Here is an 18,094-nt window from a genome sequence, read left to right as displayed (position 1 = left end):
AAATTGCCTCACCGTCAGGACGGCTGAAAAGCCACCACGACGGTGACGCACTACGGTAGGTAACTTGGTCGATCTTTGAAGACAGGAAGGCGATTAAGTTCAGCGCCGCCGGCCTCTGGTATGTCGGTCATTGCGCATGGCGACCGGCTTGCCGGGAACTGCCTTTTCAGAACTGCCAACACGCATATTTCCTTCGAGCCGCATAAGTTCATTCGTGGCAAACTCCTCTTCGCTCTGCAGACGCAAGCCTGTCGGACGGACGAGAATATCGTCGGGAGCCACAATCATCGCCGAAACGACATCCCAAAGCTCGGCAGGGGACGTTGCCCCAGCGATATCGGCAAGCACCATCACCCCGGCAGAGGTCGCACCGCTCATGGGCGTCACGGGTATGTCGCCGCGCCACACCGGTTGGTAATGTGACAGAAACCTTCCCCCCTGCCAATTGCGGAAGGCCGTCTCGTAACCTGCGCGAATGATGTCAAAGGCCTCCCTGTCTCGATAGGTTTCGGTATTGAGTGCGCAGGCGATTGCATAGCCCTTTTCCCACCCCGTATAGTTGACATTATAAGTCTTCCGGAACCATTGCTGGGTGACGCCAATGGTCGCCGTACAGCCCAGAAAGGAGCTGAATGGGAAATCCCGCAGCGTCGGGTCTTCTTCAAAATTCTTGCCGAATTCGTCCATGAAAATTTTGGCCCGCATCTTGGTGTCTTCCAAGCGACCGATGGAAAAAGAATTGCTCTGGGGGCAGGCTCCGAGCATTGAGAATGGCCGTTGGCACACCACGAAGTCCTGCGCTTCGCAGATCACTTTCATCGCAATATCGTAGTCAACAACGGGATGCTCAAAGTAACGGTGATGATATTTGGCATAGATCCGATCCAGCAGCCTTCGCCTGATAGCGGAATGGTAAATGGAAAAGCCCGACGTTGGAACGGATGTCGACTCGTGCCAGCCAAACATCCGGCGCATCGGTTCCGCCCTGGGTACACGCATGACGCTTCGATCAAACGGCACAACCACGGTACAGACCGCTTCTCCTTCAACCGGCCAGGAATAATTCAAAATCCCCCAGGTTAATGCCTCCATAGCCGGATTAATCTCGACAATCCGCAGGATCAGTCCGGCGACGTCAGGCTCGATGAAATCGTCGTCGCCGATGAACACCACCCACTCGCCTCGGCTGGCATGAATCGTCCGCTCCCAATTGTCCATCATCGACAGGACACGATCGGTTGTAGGAAGATAGACAATACGCTTATCCGTCGCGAGGTTCGCCATGAAATCGTTCATCACGGTGGGATCGTCGGAATTGTCGGTAAAAATGAACTCGACATCGGTACGCGTGTTGCGCAACAGTCCCGCAATGGTCTTTTGGAAATAGATTTGCCGGTTGCGCGAAGGCACGCAAATCGAAAGGGTTGGCTTGTCGGTCATCGAGGGTCTCCTGGATCTACGCTTTGTGCCAGCCACTATTTGGCGCTGATTGCATCGCCGGGACGTGGCAGCGTGTCTCTCGGCAGGATCGGCTGGCTCTCCTGCGTTATGGTGGCGTCCGCCGTTATGGATGGACTGTCAGGTTCGGCACCGCGGTCACGAATTTCCCACCCCAATCGGCGATATAGGAAAGCTGTTGTTTGATTTCTGCCGTCAGATTCCATGGGAGGATCACCAGTCTGTCAGGTTTACGGGTTTTCAGAACCTCTTCCGAAACAATCGGCACGCGGCTTCCGGGAAGGAACATGCCTTGCTTGGCCGGGTTCTTGTCGACGACGAAAGCAATCTGACCGGCTTTGAGGCCGGCGAAGTTCAACAGCGTATTGCCCTTGGCCGCTGCACCGTAGGCGGCAACAGACAGGCCTTTCCGATTGCAGTCGATCAGGAAGGACAGGAAATCGTCGCGCACGGCTTCGGCCTCAGTCTGGAAACCGTCATAGCCGGTCACGGCATCAAGACCGGCCGCACTTTCACGCGCCAGCATCGCCGCAACAGCCGGTGTGCGGACATGCGCCTTGCTGTCGGCCCGGCAGGCCAGCACCCGCAGGCTACCGCCATGCCAGGGCGTGGTTTCCACATCGAACACCATCAGGCCGTTAGCGGCGAAAATCCGATCGACGGCCAGCAGCGACAGATAGGAATAATGCTCGTGATAGGCCGTATCGAACTGGCGCTCGGCGATCATGTTCATCAGATGCGGAAATTCGAAGGTGGCAACGCCCTCCGGTTTCAGCAATTGGGCAAAGCCTGCGACGAAATCGTTGATGTCAGGCACATGCGCCAGCACATTGTTGGCGGCGGTCAGATCGGCGGCCCAGCCGTCGGCCACCAGCTTTTTCGCCAGCGCCACGCCGAAAAACTCTTCAACGATATCAATACCCTTGTCGCGCGCGGCGCGGGCCGTGCTGGCCGTCGGTTCGACACCCAGGCAGGCGATGCCGCGCTCACGCACATATTGCAGCAGGTAGCCGTCATTGGCGGCCACTTCCACGACCTTCGCGCCGTCGTTAAGCCCGAACCGTTTGCTCATAACCTCGACATAGGATTTGGCATGCGCCAGCCAGGACGAGGAAAACGAGGAAAAATAAGCATAATCATGGGAGAAGAAGGTTTCGCGGGCGGCGAAATCCTCGGTCTGCACCAAAAGGCAGTCCTCGCAGACCCGGATGACCAGCGGATACCAAAGCTCCGGCTTTGCCAAATCCTCGGCCTTCACATAGGAATTGGAGGGCGGCGCGGTGCCAAGATCGAGAAAGGGTCGCATTCGAAGCGATCCGCAATGGCGGCAATTCATGCAATCAGTCCTTCAAAATCGGGCTGGATCAGCGGATGGCTCTGGTCTCGGGCTGACAGCCGCTCAACCGGCAAAGGCCAGGTGATGCCGATCCTTGCATCCTGCGGGTGAAGCCCGCCTTCAGCCTCAGCACGGTAAGGCGCGGAATGGGTATAAATCATCCGCACGGTGTCGCTCAGTGCCTGAAAGCCATGGGCAAAACCCGGCGGGATCAGCAGCGAGCGGCAATTGTCGCCCGACAGCTCGACACAGACATGCTGGAGAAAGCTCGACGAGCCCTTGCGCAGATCCAAGGCCACGTCGAGGATTGTGCCTTCGACGCAGGTCACCAGTTTCCACTCGCCAAAAGGGGCGTGCTGAAAATGCAGGCCGCGCACGGTGCCTTTTTGCACCGTGCCGGTTTCGTTGACCTGCAAGACCGGCCCCGGCCAGCCAAAAGCTGCAAGTTCTTCACCGCAAAACAACCGACTGAGAAAACCACGCTCGTCGCCAAACCGGCTGCGGGTCAGCAGCGTCAGGCCGGGAATCGCGGTGTCTTCGGGCTGGAAACGTTGGCTCATCCCGCCCGCCTCACATCCATGCCAAGACCATGGGCATAATCGGCGATATCGGCAAGGCACAGGTCTCTTGCCGATGCGCCAGCGGCGAGCCGTCGATACCAGTTCATGGTCCGCGCCACCGTTTCCTCCAGCGACCAGAGCGGCCTGTAGCCGAGTGTCATGCAAGCTTTGGAGCTGTCGAGCATCAGATAGCCAGCTTCATGGGGACCATCGCGGCCATCGCCCAGCACCACCTCACCGCTGCCGAAATGCCTGACGGCCAGAGCCAGAACATCCGCAACGCAGGCCGCACTGGCGTGGTCAGGACCAAAATTTAACGCTGTCAGCGAAGCCGGATCATGCCACAGATGGTGCGCCATGGCGATGTAACCTGCCAAGGGCTCCAGCACATGCTGCCAGGGGCGGACCGCGTTCGGGCGGCGCACGTCGAGCGGCGCACCGAGGCTCCAGGCGCGCACCGCATCCGGGATCAACCGGTCCTCAGCCCAATCGCCACCGCCGATGACATTGCCGGCCCGCGCCGTGGCAAGACCGACGCCGCGTGCGGCAAAAAACGACGACCGGTAGCTGGAGACGACGATCTCTGCCGCCGCCTTGCTGGCGCTATAGGGATCATGACCGCCGAGCGGATCGGTCTCGACAAAGGCCTTGCCGGTCTCGGCATTCTCATAGACCTTGTCGGTGGTGATGACGACGATGGACTTCACATCCGGGGAAATCCGAAGCGCTTCCAGCACATGCACCGTGCCTTGCACATTGGTCTCAAAGGTCGCCACGGGATCGCGGTAGCCAAGCCGCACCAGCGGCTGGGCGGCCAGATGGAAGACGATCTGCGGCTTTATCCGGGCAACGAGGGCCGCCACCGCAATACGGTCACGCAGATCGCAAATGCCGCCCTCGGCGTGATTATCATGACCGGTCAACAGGCCGCACAGGTTGGGTGTAGTCTGTGGCGCAAGCGCCAGACCGCTGACCTGGGCGCCCATTTGCGTCAGCCAAAGCGCCAGCCAGCTGCCCTTGAAGCCGGTATGGCCGGTCAGCAGCACCCGTTTTCCGGCCCAGAACTGTCGGTCGATCATCATCACCAGCTCTTCCATGGCGGGCTACCACCGGCCCACAGATCTTCCAGATGGTTCTTGTCACGCAGCGTATCCATCGGCTGCCAGAAACCGTTATGCAGATAGGCGCAAAGCTCGCCGTCTTCGGCAAGGCTGGTCAGTGGTTCGGCTTCCCAAGGCATGTCGTCACCGGCGATCCGGTCGATGCATTTGGGCGACAGCACGAAGAAACCACCATTGATATAGCCCGCCTCGCCCACCGGCTTTTCCACGAAGCCACGCACCATCGGTCCGTCCATTTTCAGGGCGCCGTAGCGGGCGGGCGGCTGCACGGCGGTGACCGTGGCCAGCTTGCCATGTTCCTTGTGAAACCGCAGCGTGGCGGAAATATCCAGATCGGAGAGGCCGTCGCCATAGGTAAAGCAGAACGCTTCCTCGTCTTTCAGATAGGAAGCAACCCGCTTCAGCCGTCCCCCGGTCATCGAGCTTTCACCGGTATCGATCAGGGTCACGCGCCAGTTTTCGGCGCTCTTGCGGTGAAATTCCAGCCGGTTATCGGAGAGATCAAAGGTGATATCCGACATATGCAGACCGTAATTGGCGAAATATTCCTTGATGATATAGCCCTTGAACCCGCAGCAGATGATGAATTCACGGATGCCATGAGCGTAATAGAGCTTCATGATGTGCCAGAGGATCGGCCGCCCGCCGATCTCGATCATCGGCTTTGGCCGTAAATGGGTCTCTTCGGAAATCCGCGTGCCGAGACCGCCAGCCAGGATAACCGCCTTCATCGCCCAATCTCCATGCCGACCATTGCCTACCTGCCCACTTCACAGCCTGTCCGGTTTCAATCCAATTGCCGCCGGATACCTTTTCTCAGACGCAAAATGCCCGCGCAGGCGGGCAAGATGCGCAAACTGGAGGGCAACCGATCATGCACAACCCGGCAACCTCTCCCTGCCGGACAACCCTAGCGAGGCAAGCTGTCGTCAAACTGGAGGATGTCTACTAATTGGGGGTCGACGTTCCGGCTAAAAACCTCCGGCAAGTCTTTGAGCGGCATTGCGCGGTGGCTAGAGTCTGTCAGGTTCAGGTTGAACCAGACAGACTCTAGCTTCTCTTGTTTTCGTTTGTCTTTTCGGGAAAACCGGTTTCCACTTTTCCCTGACAAACTCTAAGGCAGCCTCCAGACTGCTGACAAACCCCGTATTCATCCGCGACGTCATGCTCGGCCTTGTGCCGAGCATCTAAGCACGTTCATTTAATCCAACACCATCAATGGCTTATTCAGCGGCAGCAGACCCTCGGGACAAGCCCGAGGGTGACGAAATGCCGAAATCGAGGTTTGTCAATCAACTGCTCTTTCCCATTCGAGAGAGATGCGTGCAATCGCATCTGGTGCAACGCAGCCCCTATAGTATTGAATGAGAAGCCCTCAAAGCCGGGCAATGTAATCGCTCAACCGTGCAGCCGCATCCTCGATCTGGCGTGGATCGCGCAGGAAACAGGCGCGCAGGAACGAGCTGCCACCTGCCCCGAACGCCGACCCGGGCGCCAGCGCCACGCCGGTTTTATCAACGATATCCATGGCCGCCGCCCGGCTGTCAGTCACGCCATCGATTTCCATGAAAGCATAAAGCGCGCCATCCGGCTTAACGGAACGGACCCGGTTGGTGGCAATCAGCGCATCCAGCAGGATATCGCGCGAGGTACTCGCCCGCTGGATGTTTTCGGCGACGAATTGATCGCCGTGGTCCAAGGCCGCCACCGCACCGCGCTGCATGAACTGCGCCACGCCAGAGGTGGAATATTGAATGAGGTTTTCCAGCACCTGACCGATTTCCGGTGGCGCCACCAGCCAGCCGACCCGCCAACCGGTCATCGACCAATTCTTGGAAAAGGAATTGCCAAACATCACCCGGTCGCCCTCTTCCATCACATCCAGAAAGGACGGAGCACGGGAGGGACCAGCAAAATAGTAAAGCGAGTAAATTTCATCCGCCAGAATCCAAAGACCATGCTTGCGGGCCAGCGCCAGAATGGCGCGCAGATCATCGAGGCTGGCCGTCCAGCCGGTCGGGTTGGACGGCGTGTTGATGAACAGCGCCTTGGTTTTGGGCGTAATCGCCTTTTCGATCTGCCCGAGATCCAGCTGCCAGGCACCATGATTATAGCCGATTTCCACACCGACAGCCTTTGCGCCACTGATTTCGATGGCGGCGACGATATTGGGCCAGCAGGGGGAAAGGTAGATCATCTCGTCGCCCGGCCCGGTCATCGCCTGCACGGCAAGCTGGATGGCCTGCATGCCGGAGCCGGTTACATAGAAATGCTCGCTTGGCAGGCTGACGGCGAAATGCCGCCGGTAGTAATCAGAAAGCGCCTGACGCAGTTCGGGAATGCCACGTTGCCAGGTATAGAATGTCTCGCCACCCAGAAGCGCGTCGCTTGCGGCCCGATTGATGAAATCCGGGCTCGGCAGGTCGCCTTCCCCGGCCCAGAGCGGTAGGAGATTATCGCGCCCACGCGCATAGTTGATAATCTCGACAATACCGCTTTCGGGCGCGGACGTGGCACGGTGGCTAAGGCTGGAAATCAGGGATGGACCGGCAGGCAAAGACATGGACAAGCTCCTTTAGTTATGTCGTTCATAACCGAAGCTCCAGAGAAAATCCCATGAGAAAGAGTGGCTGACCAATCGATTCTGGTGATGGCCTCGGCCCGTGGAAACCCTTGCACCAAGGGCCGAGGCCATCTCTACCTCATTGCAAATGCAACAGGATCTATCAGTTTCACTGCTTTTCGGTCAGCCTCATTTTCTGTCAGCACAGCAGACAGCGAACCATCAAGGCTTGCCTGGCTCAATATGTCCTGAAGACGCTTCGGGTTCGTTGCTCTGCTGTGCCTTCAGCAAATCGCGGATCTCTGTCAGCAGCACGACGTCTGCCGGTGGTGGCGGTGTGGGTTTGCCCTGTTTTTCATCATGTTCCAGCTGTTTGCGCAGGACGTTGACTCCCTTGACCATCAGGAAAATGATCCAGGCCAGAATGACGAAATTGATGGCGACGGTCAGGAAGTTGCCATAGGCGAATACTGCGCCCTGTTTGCGCGCTTCGGCCAGGGTCTGGGCCGTGACCTTGTCGCTGAGCGGCAGGAAATAATTGGAAAAATCGAACCCGCCGAACACCACGCCAACCACCGGCATGACGATATCATTGACCAACGAGGTAACGATCAAACCGAAGGCGCCACCAATGATGACACCGACGGCCAGATCCATGACATTGCCCCTGGCAATGAACGACTTGAATTCTTTGAACACACCTGTCCCCTTCATGATTTGCCTGCCTCCATTCAACTGGATGATTTCATAGATGCCTCATAAAGACGTGCCTTAGAAGCCCAAATTGCCGGTTTCAGCAGGAATGCCAAAATCCAACAGTCTTTTTAACGCGCAAATTCCGTTTCGGTTTCGACTTATTGCCAACAAGCCCCCCGATTTTAAAAGGCGACGGCATGGCTTAAAGTAACAGTGCTTTATAAGAGGCACGTGAATGGGAGGGGCAAGCGATGCTTCCGGCATGGCTGATCATCACGGCATCGATTGCCTATCTGCTGCTGCTGTTTGCGGTGGCAAGCTATGGCGACAGGCGAAGCCGCCGCAATGGCGTGCCCGCCGGTGGGCGTCCGCTTGTCTATGGGCTGTCGCTGGCGGTCTATTGCACCTCATGGACCTATTTCGGCGGCGTCGGCCTGGCTGCGGACCGCGGCCTCGAATTCATGGGCATCTATATCGGCCCGATCCTGATGCTGACATTGGGCCTGCCGCTGATCCGCCGGATGATCGAGATCGCCAAGGTCGAAAAGCTGACCTCCGGCGCTGATTTCGTTGCTGCCCGCTATGGCAAGAACCCAATTGTCGGCATGCTGGTAACGGTGATTTCGCTGGCAGGCTCCATTCCCTATATCGCTCTTCAACTGAAGGCCGTCTCCAATTCGGTCAGCGTCATGGTCGATCCGGCCAGCTATGGCATCGGCACCGGCAATCTCTATTTCGTCGATCTGGCGCTGATCGTTGCCCTGACGCTTGCCTGTTTTTCCGCGATTTTCGGCACGCGCCATACGGACGCCACTGAGCATCAGGATGGGTTGATCCTGGCGATCTCGATGGAATCGGTGGTCAAGCTGCTGGCCTTTTGCACGCTGGGCATCACGGTGGTGTTCTTCTTGTTCGATGGACCGGCGGATCTCTGGCGCGCGGCCACCGAAAGCCCGAGGGTGATGGAGGCGCTGGCCTATGAGACACCCCTTAGCCGCTGGCTGCTGTTGATTGCGCTTTCGGCCTTCGCCATATTGATGCTGCCGCGCCAGTTCCATGTCAGCGTGGTCGAAAACCGCACGGATCGGGAACTGCGCCGGGCCGGACTGCTGCTGCCGCTTTATCTGATCGCCATCAATCTCTTCGTGCTGCCAGCTGCCATTGGCGGGCTTCTGGCTTTCAAAGGCACCGGCAATGCCGATCTCTATGTGCTTTCCCTGCCGCTGACCCATGATCTGCCATTTGTCACGCTGGTCACCTTCATCGGCGGTTTTTCCGCCGCCACTGCCATGGTGATCGTCGAAACGGTGGCGCTGGCCATCATGATTTCCAACGACATCGTCCTGCCGGTTCTGCTGCGACGCGGGTTCCGGCATGGGCCTGAGGCCTCACAAAGTCTGGCCAAGACCGTGCTTCTCATTCGCCGCCTGGCGATTTTCGGGGTGTTGCTGCTCGGCTATGCCTATTTCCGGCTGGCCAGCGATGACAGGGGCCTTGCCTCCATCGGTCTGCTGGCCTTTGCCGCCATTGCCCAGATTGCCCCTTGCCTACTGGGCGGGCTTATCTGGCGCAGGGCCAATGCGCGGGGCGCAATCCTTGGCCTGTCGCTTGGCTTTCTCACCTGGATCTATACGCTGCTTTTGCCGAGCTTCGGGCTTGATGCCCATAAGGATCTGGCCCCGGATATCCTGTCCTTCCTGTTTCCGGGTGTTGATGCCTTCAGCCGGGCCGGGGCCGATCCGCTGCTGACGGCGACCGTACTGTCCCTGCTGATCAACCTATTGGCCTTTGTGCTTGGCAGCCTCAGCCGCAACCCACGCCCGGTCGAGCGCATCCAGTCGGGCATATTCGTGCGTCGGCACCAACGTTCGCAATTTGCCACCAGGGGCTGGAAAACCCGGGTCAGCATCGGCGACCTGAAGACAGCGATTGCCCGTTATCTCGGCCAGGAACGGATGGAACGCTCACTGAAAAGCTATGAGCGCGATGCCGGACGCCGGTTGGAAGACGATAGTCCCGCCGACATGGCTTTCATCCATTTCACCGAGCAATTGCTGGGTAGCGCCATCGGCTCGGCCTCGGCCCGGCTGGTCCTGTCGCTGGTGCTGCAAAAGGCCGAGGATACGTCCGCCGACACCGCCTGGCTGCTCGATCAAGCAAGCGAGGCTCTGCACTATAACCAGGATATGCTGCAAACCGCGCTTTCGCAGATGGATCAAGGCATTGCGGTCTTCGACAGCAGTAGCCGATTGACGATCTGGAACCGGCGGTTTCGAAGCCTTCTCGATCTGCCCGACGAAATGGGTCAGGTCGGCGTGCCACTCAGCACGATAGTCCATCGGCTGACCGAGCGCGGCGCCATTGCGGCCAAGGAGGAAGCGGGCGTTCTTGCCAATTTCCACCATCTCGATGAACCCTTCCAGCTGGTGTTGAGCGAGGGTGCCCAGATCATCGAAGTGCGCTGCAACGCCCTGCCCGACAAGGGGTTGGTGGCAACCTTCACCGACATTACCCCGCAGGTGGCAGCGGACCGGGCTTTGAAACAGGCCAATGAAACGCTGGAACAGCGGGTGGGCGAGCGCACGGCAGAACTGATGCGGGTCAATACAGCACTTGCAGAGGCTCGCGCCAGTGCAGACGAGGCCAATATCGGCAAGACCCGGTTCTTTGCCGCCGCCGGTCACGACATTCTCCAGCCGCTCAATGCCGCAAGGCTCTATTCCTCGGCGCTGGTGGAGCGGTTGGGCCAGTCGGAAAATGCCGGACTGGTCCGCAATATCGATTCGGCACTGGAATCGGTCGAACAGATTCTTGGCGCGGTGCTGGACCTGTCCCGCTTGGATACAGGCGCAATGAAGCCGCGTTTTGCCACCGTCCCCCTGCAAGGCCTGCTGGAGCGGATCAGGACCGATTTCGAGCCGATGGCGCTGGAGAAAAACCTGAAACTGGTGGTGCTGCCGACCACGCTCAGCGTCCGCTCCGATGCCAACCTTCTGCGTCGGCTGGTGCAGAATCTGGTCTCCAACGCCATCAAATATACACCCTCCGGCAAGGTCCTGGTTGGTGCGCGCCGCCGTGGCGGCCAGGTGATCATTCAGGTGACGGATTCGGGCATCGGCATTCCGACATCGAAATTCCGCACTGTGTTCAAGGAATTTGCCCGGCTGGATGAAGGCATCAAAACCGCCAGCGGGCTTGGGCTGGGCCTGTCGATTGTCGATCGTATCGCCCGGGTCCTCAAAGCGACGGTAGCGCTGGAATCCCGGCCGGGCCGAGGCACCAGCTTTCGCGTCACCATGCCGTTCGAAAAGAGCGCCAAGGCGCCGTTGCCCGTTGAGGATTTGGCGACCGCGACCGCGCTGCGGAGCAGTCTTAACGGCCTGCGCATCCTGTGCATCGACAATGAGCCGGATATTCTGGAAGGCATGCGGCTGCTGATCAGCGGCTGGGGCTGTGCGGTGATGACCGCAGGCTCGGTCACCGATCTCGACACGACCTTCAGCGACAATCCCGTGGCACCGGACGTTATCATCGCCGATTATCATCTGGGAGATGGCAGCGGCATCGGCGCGATTCTGCGCCTACGCGCGCTCTACGGTCAGCCGGTACCCGGCCTGCTGATCACCGCTGACCGCACCGCCGACGTGCGGGCGGAGGCTGAACGGCAGGGCATTGCCGTACAGCATAAGCCCGTCCGTCCAGCGGCTTTGCGGGCCTATATTACCCAGGTCTCCAGCCCGCGCCGCAGCGCTGCGGAATAGAAAATCCCGTTCCGGGATAATTCCTCAAAGCGGAATCAATTTAAGGAATTATCTATTATATACAAATATTTAAATATAACTTTCGTGCGTCATCCATGGCGCACAGGGCTGTAGTTTTCCCAGTTTTTACCGTGCTGCCGTTGATCTGCCGCGTTTCAGGCCTACCTCTGTTAAGGCTTGCACCTTTGGGTGTGAACACTCCGATAGTCGTCATGCAACTCACGAATTTTCCGTGTGTCGGCTGAATCGCTTCCGCTACGGCCATCCGGGACGTCCCAGGAATGGCCTGGCAAAAAGGAAGCTTCAAGGAGGCAATGCTGTGCCCATTGCACCCGTGCCTCCCTTGAGACGAAAGGACATTACCATGACGCAAGCGAAAAACGGCGATACCGTACGCATCCACTACACCGGCCTGCTGCCGGATGGCACGCAATTCGATACCTCGCGCGACCGCGATCCGCTCCAGTTCGAAATCGGCTCTGGCCAGATCATTTCGGGGCTTGAACGACAGGTGGATGGCATGGAAGTCGGGCGAAGCCAGCGGGTGACGGTGCCTGCGGAAGAAGCCTATGGCGCGCATGATCCGCAGAAAATTCAGCAGGTGGCGCGCGACCTGATCCCCGCCAATGTCAATGTGGCGCCCGGCACAAGGCTTCAAGCCCAGAGTGGCAATGGTACACCTCTGATTGTCACCGTGACCGATGTGGCTGGCGATGTAGTGACAATCGATGCCAACCACCCACTGGCCGGGCAGGATCTGATTTTCGAGGTCGAATTAATCGATATCGTTCGCGCTGCCTAACAGTCTATCCAATAATCGCCGCTGGCCGTCTGCAAATGGCAATTTCTCCGCTTCCGGTACTCACGTACATTAAGTACGCTCCGTTCCGGTTCTCGAAATCACCATTTTCGCCAGGCCAGCAGCAATTCTTGAACAGACTGTAATCGACCTGCGGGCAGGCTTACCAAATCATCCCCTCTGCGCATCGTGCCAGAGGGGATTTTTCATGCCCCCTCACCTTCAGTCCAATAGCGCGGCCTCGTTAAACAGCCTATGGTTGGCCGTGCTGATGCAATGCCAGGGGAGGGTCGATGCGCATTGCTCTTTTGTCCGACATCCACGGCAATGCCCAGGCGCTTGACGCGGTTTTGCAGGCGACGGCGCAGGCCGGTGCAGAACGCATCGTCATTCTCGGCGATATCGTCGGCTATGGTGGCGATCCCGTTCGCTGCGTCGACAAGGTCCGCGCTTTGCAGCAGCAAGGTGCCCTGGTGGTGCGAGGCAATCACGACCAGGCGGTAAGCGATCCCGCCATTTCCCTCAATGACACGGCCCGCGCCGCCATTCACTGGACGCGGCAGGTCCTGAGCGAAGAACAGCGGACCTTTTTGGCCAATCTACCAATGATGCTGCGGGATGAAGACCGGCTCTATGTCCATGCCGAAGCCACCTCCCCCTCGGCCTTTCATTATGTGACCGACAGCGGCACGGCAGCGCAGCATTTTGCCGCCTGCACGGCGCGGCTCAGTTTTTGCGGCCATGTCCATCGACCGACGCTTTATGCGCTCGCTTCCTATGGTCAAACCACCGATGGCCCTCCACCTCAGGGCAAGATCACCACCTTTGTTCCCCATTCGCAAACGGACATTCCGCTTCTGGCGCAGCGGCGCTGGCTCGGCGTGATCGGCTCGGTTGGCCAGCCACGTGATGGCGATCCGGCGGCGGCCTTTGGCCTGCTCGACACGATAAAGAACACGCTTACCTTCATCAGGGTCAACTACGACATCGACGGCGCGGCAGCGGCCATCCGTGCGGCGGGCCTGACTGAGACGCTTGCCACACGGCTCTACAGGGGACGATGACATGGCCCGCAACCGCCTTGAACCCGGCAGCGTGATCGATGGTTTTACCGTGGTGGAGCAGGCGCATAAGGGCGGCATGGCGCGGCTTTATGCCGTGACCCATCCGGATTATTTCTTTCCGCTGTTGATGAAAGTACCGGAAATGGGCGGTGGTATCGACCCGGCGATGATCGTCGGCTTTGAAATGGAGCAGATGATCCTGCCGCGCATTTCCGGCCCGCATGTGCCCCGCTTTGTTGCCAATGGCGATTTCACCCATCTGCCTTACATGGTGTTTGAAAGGCTGCCGGGCAAATCGCTCTATCCGCTGCTGGACAGCCTGCCGCTCGCCACAGAGGAGGTGGCACGGATGGGCGAGCGGATTGCCACGGCGCTTGCCGACCTGCATCGCCAGCATGTGGTGCATCTGGACATCAAGCCCTCGAATATCCTGTTTCGTGACAGCGGCGAGGCGGTACTGGTGGATTTCGGCCTGGCGCGCCATTTGGACCTGCCTGATCTGGTGAACGAGGAATTTCGCCTGCCCTATGGCACCGCACCCTATATGGCGCCTGAACAAATCCTGGGCATTCGCTCGGATTTTCGCTCCGATCTGTTTGCACTGGGTGTGCTGATGTATTTCTTTGCCACAGGAAAACGCCCCTTTGGCGATCCGCAGCGGCTGAAGGGATTGAAACGCCGGCTATGGCGCGATCCGGTGCCGCCACGAGCGCTGAACCCGGCGATCTCTCCAGCATTTCAGGAAGTCATCCTGCGCTGCCTGGAGGTGAACCCGGCAAGACGGACGCCGACCGCAGCCCAACTGGCGCTGGACCTCAAGGACCTGCCTGCCGTTGCCCTGACGGCGCGGGCTGACAAGCTGAAGCAGGACGGACTGGCGGCGGTTTTGAAACGCCGCTTCAACCCCGACCCGATCGAATTGCTGAAACCACAAACCGCCACGGCGGCCCTGGCCAATGCACCGATCATCGTCGTTGCCCTCGACCTTGGCGAAACCTCGACGGAACTGACGGAAGCCATGCGGCTGACGGTGTCGCGCATCATGGCGCGCTCGCCCGGCGCGCGGCTTGCCTGCCTGAATATTTTGAAAATCGCCCGGCTCAACCTCGACAACGACCTGGACGATGAGGGCAATAACAAGCATGTCGCCCGCCTTGGCAAGCTGCGGCAATGGGCAGCGCCGTTGAAGGACCAGCCGCAGATTACCTGCCATGTGCTGGAAAGCACCTCACCCGCCAATGCCATCCTGGATTATGCCCGCGACAACAGTGTCGACCATATCGTCATGGGCGCCCGCGCCAATTCACCAAAGCGCGCCCTGCTCGGCAGCGTATCGGCGGAAGTCGCCTCGAAAGCGCCGTGTACGGTCACGGTGGTGCGCGTGCGGGAGATGGCACATCAAAGTAAGTAAAAACTTACATTAACTCCGCTTTCAGGCGAACAGGCCGCTGAAGCGCACCGAATAGATCCGTTCGCGGCCCAGAAGATGCGCGACCAGCGTCTCCCTTGCGAAAAGCCCTGCGAACGCCTTATGCTTCAAATCCAGCCCGCCCGTCGTCACCCCGAAAGCCGGCATGATCAGCCGGTCGCCATCGGCGGCGAAACAGGCGCGACGCACGGATTTCTCCCGCCGGCGTACGGTGGCTGACGGATGAAGATGGCCGGCAATCTCGCCTCTGGCGCTTTCACCGATTTGCGGTTCATGGCGAAACACCAATCCGCCATAGGAAATTTCATCGGCCACCATGCCCGCCAGGTTCTCGACCCCATCAGGATCATGGTTGCCGGTAATCCATATCCACTCGCGGCCTCGTGACATCTGCTCAAGTGTCTGCCGGAAGGGTTCCGGCATCAGGGCAGACCCCAACCGGTCATGAAATGTGTCACCCAGACTGACGACGATGGCCGGATCGAAACGGGCAATCACCGCTTGCAGTTTTTTCAATGTCGCAAGGGTATCATAGGGGGGCAGAAGCTGGCCACGCCGCGCAAAGGCAGCCCCCTTTTCCAGATGCAGGTCGGAGACGACGAGCAATCGCAATGCTGGCAGATACAGCGTGCCGGACAGGTCACAGATGGCCTCGACACCGCAGATCTCGATCTCGGCGGTGAGGTCCGTCTTCTCCGGGCGCATTATAGAAGCTGTCGTCAATCCCGTCATATCCGGCCCGTCATGTCCTGACCATTCCATCTTATCCCATCGCTTCGGCGATGAGATCTTCCGCTGCTTCCGCCAGCACATCTTCTTGCGCTTCGCCGACCACCGTTTCCCGGCCGATCTCCAGCATGACCGGCACGGCCAGCGGCGAGACATGGTCCAGTGCCTTATGGAGAATATGGCCTTTGATTCGCTTTAGCATATCGCCAAGCCGGGCAATGTCCAAAAGACCGTTTGCCGCATCGGCACGGGTGGCCTGCAACAGGATATGATCAGGCTCATGGGCGCGCAGCACATCATAGATCAGGTCCGCGGAGACCGTCACCTGCCTGCCGGATTTTTCCTTGCCGGGATGGCGTTTTTCAATCAGCCCGGCAATCACCGCGCAGGTGCGAAAGGTGCGCTTCAGCATATAAGAGGAGTCCAGCCATGCCTCCAGATCGTCGCCCAGCATGTCTTCCTCAAACAGGTCAGCCAGCGAAAGCTTATTCGTGGACACCATCCAGCTGAGATCCTCCAGCCCCCAGATCGCCAGGGCGTAATCCGTCGCCACAAAGCCAAGCGGCTTGGCCCGCCACCGCTCCAGCCGCCGCGTCAGCAGCATGCCCAGCGTCTGATGGGCCAGCCGTCCCTCGAACGGATAAAGCACCATGTAGAAGCGCTTGCCGCGCGGGAAAGTCTCGACCAGCAAGTCGCCACGCTTCGGCAGCACGGATTTGGCCTTCTGGATTTCCAGCCAGTCACGCACCTGATCCGGCAGGCTGGCGCGGCGGGCGGGATCGTCCAGCATGGCCCGCACCTGATCGGCAAGATAGGTCGAGAGCGGAAATTTTCCGCCCGCATAGGCGGGAATTTTCGGGTCCTGCGAAAAAGCATTGGACACCAGGCATTCGCTTTCACGCAGGCCTTCGAACCGCAAGACCTTGCCGGAAAACAGGAATGTATCGCCTTGCGCCAATTGCTCGACGAAATACTCCTCCACCTTGCCAAGGCTCATGCCGCCTCGCCCGATGGAGCCGAGATGATTGCGCTTGACGAGCCGGACATTCAGCATCGGCTCCTCGACAATGGTGCCGAGATTGAGCCGGTATTGCTGCGCCACCGCCGGATTGGAAATCCGCCAGCGCCCTTCTGCCGTCTTGCGAATGCGGGCATAGCGATCATAGGTCTTCAGCGCATAACCGCCTGTGGCGACAAAATCGACAATCCGCCCGAACGTGTCTCGCGACAGTGAAACGTAAGGCATGGCTGACGTTACTTCATTGTAAAGTGCCTCCGTGTCGAAGGGTGCGGCACAGGCCATGCCCAGCACATGCTGGGCAAGAACATCCAGCGGCCCCTCACCCACGGCTTGAGTGTCCTGCGCACCGAGGTAGTTGGCATCCAGCGCCGCCTGGCATTCCATCACCTCGAAGCGGTTGGCGGGAACCAGAATGGCGCGGCTCGGCTCATCCATGCGGTGATTGGCCCGGCCAATCCGCTGGGCCAATCGGCTGGCGCCCTTCGGCGCGCCGACATGGATGACGAGATCGACCTCGCCCCAGTCGATGCCGAGATCCAGCGTCGAGGTGGCGACCACGGCACGCAGCCGGTTGGCGGCCATCGCCTCTTCCACCTTGCGGCGCTGCCCGACATCCAGCGAGCCGTGATGCAGGGCAATCGGCAGGCTGTCATCATTGACCGTCCACAATTCCTGAAACAGCATTTCCGCCTGGGAGCGGGTGTTGACGAAAATGATCGTCATCGCAAACTCTTTCAGCACGGCATAAATGTCAGGAATGGCATAGCGGGCCGAATGGCCGGACCAGGGAATGCGCTCCTGCGTCTTCAAAATGGTGATATTGGGCCTTGCCCCGCCCGCCACTGTCACCAGCCCGGCCAAGGCCACTTCCCCCGGCCTTTGGGCCACGAGCCAGCGTTGCAGCTCCGGCGGATCGGCAACGGTGGCAGACAGTCCGATGGTTTGAAGTCCAGGTGCCAAGATCCGCAGCCGGGCCAGCCCCAGCGCCAGAAGATGGCCACGCTTGGAGGTGACGAGAGAATGCAATTCGTCGAAGATCACATAGCGCAGATCCCGGAAAAAGCGGGGGGCTTCGCCATTGGCGATCAGCAAAGCCAGCTGTTCCGGCGTGGTCAGCAGAATATCCGGCGGATTGAGCTTCTGGCGCGCCCGCTTGGCCTGCGGCGTATCACCGGTGCGGGTCTCAATGCTGACAGGCAGGCCGATTTCCTCGACCGGCTTGACCAGATTGCGCTCAATATCAACCGCCAGCGCCTTCAACGGCGAGATGTAAAGCGTATGAATGCCGGTAAAAGCCTCACCCGGTCGCTTTCGCCCGCGCCGGGTCAGATCGACCAGCGAGGGCAGAAACCCGGCAAGGGTCTTGCCAGCCCCGGTCGGGGCAATCAGAAGCGTGCTTTCCCCCTGCCCGGCCCGCGCCAGCAGCTCCAACTGATGCGCACGCGGCTGCCATCCCTTCTGCGCAAACCAACGCTCGAAGGGGGGAGGCAATATGGAAAGCGTGGATTCCGGCTCAGACACGGAGATAAGATAGGCGAAACCGAATTAAAGAGAAGC

The 18,094-nt window shown here is 59.2% G+C and carries 13 protein-coding genes; 4 read left to right on the top strand and 9 right to left on the bottom strand.

Annotated elements, in window-relative coordinates:
• Positions 1-99: 99 nt before the first annotated feature.
• From AVI_RS02540 to mscL, 7 genes are all read right to left on the bottom strand, one after another.
• On the bottom strand, positions 100-1,440 hold the full coding sequence (locus AVI_RS02540) for a glycosyltransferase family 2 protein (protein ID WP_015914878.1): 1,341 nt from the start codon (positions 1,438-1,440) through the stop codon (positions 100-102).
• Between the two features lie 124 nt (positions 1,441-1,564).
• On the bottom strand, positions 1,565-2,794 hold the full coding sequence (locus AVI_RS02535) for a class I SAM-dependent methyltransferase (protein ID WP_015914877.1): 1,230 nt from the start codon (positions 2,792-2,794) through the stop codon (positions 1,565-1,567).
• Positions 2,791-3,354, bottom strand: coding sequence for a dTDP-4-dehydrorhamnose 3,5-epimerase family protein (locus tag AVI_RS02530; RefSeq protein WP_015914876.1), 564 nt, complete (start codon positions 3,352-3,354; stop codon positions 2,791-2,793). Before AVI_RS02530 ends, AVI_RS02535 begins: the two co-directional genes overlap by 4 nt.
• Positions 3,351-4,436: a CDP-glucose 4,6-dehydratase gene (rfbG, locus tag AVI_RS02525; RefSeq protein WP_197522876.1), complete on the bottom strand. Its 1,086-nt coding sequence runs from the start codon at positions 4,434-4,436 to the stop codon at positions 3,351-3,353. Before rfbG ends, AVI_RS02530 begins: the two co-directional genes overlap by 4 nt.
• Positions 4,436-5,206, bottom strand: coding sequence for a glucose-1-phosphate cytidylyltransferase (gene rfbF, locus AVI_RS02520; protein WP_015914874.1), 771 nt, complete (start codon positions 5,204-5,206; stop codon positions 4,436-4,438). The genes rfbG and rfbF overlap by 1 nt, the downstream gene beginning before the upstream one ends.
• A gap of 644 nt (positions 5,207-5,850) precedes the next feature.
• Positions 5,851-7,038: a pyridoxal phosphate-dependent aminotransferase gene (locus AVI_RS02515; RefSeq protein WP_015914873.1), complete on the bottom strand. Its 1,188-nt coding sequence runs from the start codon at positions 7,036-7,038 to the stop codon at positions 5,851-5,853.
• A gap of 222 nt (positions 7,039-7,260) precedes the next feature.
• On the bottom strand, positions 7,261-7,737 hold the full coding sequence (mscL, locus tag AVI_RS02510) for a large conductance mechanosensitive channel protein MscL (RefSeq protein ID WP_085946607.1): 477 nt from the start codon (positions 7,735-7,737) through the stop codon (positions 7,261-7,263).
• 248 nt (positions 7,738-7,985) lie between these two features.
• On the opposite strand from mscL, the gene AVI_RS02505 reads away from it, so the two are divergent.
• From AVI_RS02505 to AVI_RS02490, 4 genes are all read left to right on the top strand, one after another.
• Positions 7,986-11,495 (top strand): PAS domain-containing hybrid sensor histidine kinase/response regulator, encoded by a 3,510-nt coding sequence (locus tag AVI_RS02505; protein ID WP_015914871.1) that lies wholly within the window; start codon positions 7,986-7,988, stop codon positions 11,493-11,495.
• Positions 11,496-11,859: 364 nt separating this feature from the next.
• Positions 11,860-12,297 (top strand): FKBP-type peptidyl-prolyl cis-trans isomerase, encoded by a 438-nt coding sequence (locus AVI_RS02500; protein WP_041696160.1) that lies wholly within the window; start codon positions 11,860-11,862, stop codon positions 12,295-12,297.
• 290 nt (positions 12,298-12,587) lie between these two features.
• Positions 12,588-13,358 (top strand): metallophosphoesterase family protein, encoded by a 771-nt coding sequence (locus AVI_RS02495; protein ID WP_015914869.1) that lies wholly within the window; start codon positions 12,588-12,590, stop codon positions 13,356-13,358.
• 1 nt (position 13,359) lies between these two features.
• Positions 13,360-14,769 carry a bifunctional serine/threonine-protein kinase/universal stress protein gene (locus tag AVI_RS02490; protein WP_015914868.1) on the top strand — a complete coding sequence of 470 codons (1,410 nt, stop codon included), beginning with the start codon at positions 13,360-13,362 and terminating at the stop codon, positions 14,767-14,769.
• 21 nt (positions 14,770-14,790) lie between these two features.
• On the opposite strand, the gene pdeM is transcribed toward AVI_RS02490, so the two are convergent.
• Entirely contained in the window at positions 14,791-15,492 is a 702-nt protein-coding gene (pdeM, locus tag AVI_RS02485; RefSeq protein ID WP_049777265.1) for a ligase-associated DNA damage response endonuclease PdeM, read from the bottom strand.
• A gap of 58 nt (positions 15,493-15,550) precedes the next feature.
• Entirely contained in the window at positions 15,551-18,058 is a 2,508-nt protein-coding gene (locus AVI_RS02480; RefSeq protein WP_015914866.1) for a ligase-associated DNA damage response DEXH box helicase, read from the bottom strand.
• Between the last annotated feature and the right edge of the window lie 36 nt (positions 18,059-18,094).

It is taken from the genome of Allorhizobium ampelinum S4 (genome assembly GCF_000016285.1).
In the GTDB taxonomy this organism is placed as follows: Bacteria; Pseudomonadota; Alphaproteobacteria; order Rhizobiales; family Rhizobiaceae; genus Allorhizobium; species Allorhizobium ampelinum.
This window is presented reverse-complemented; position numbering and strand designations above follow the sequence as displayed.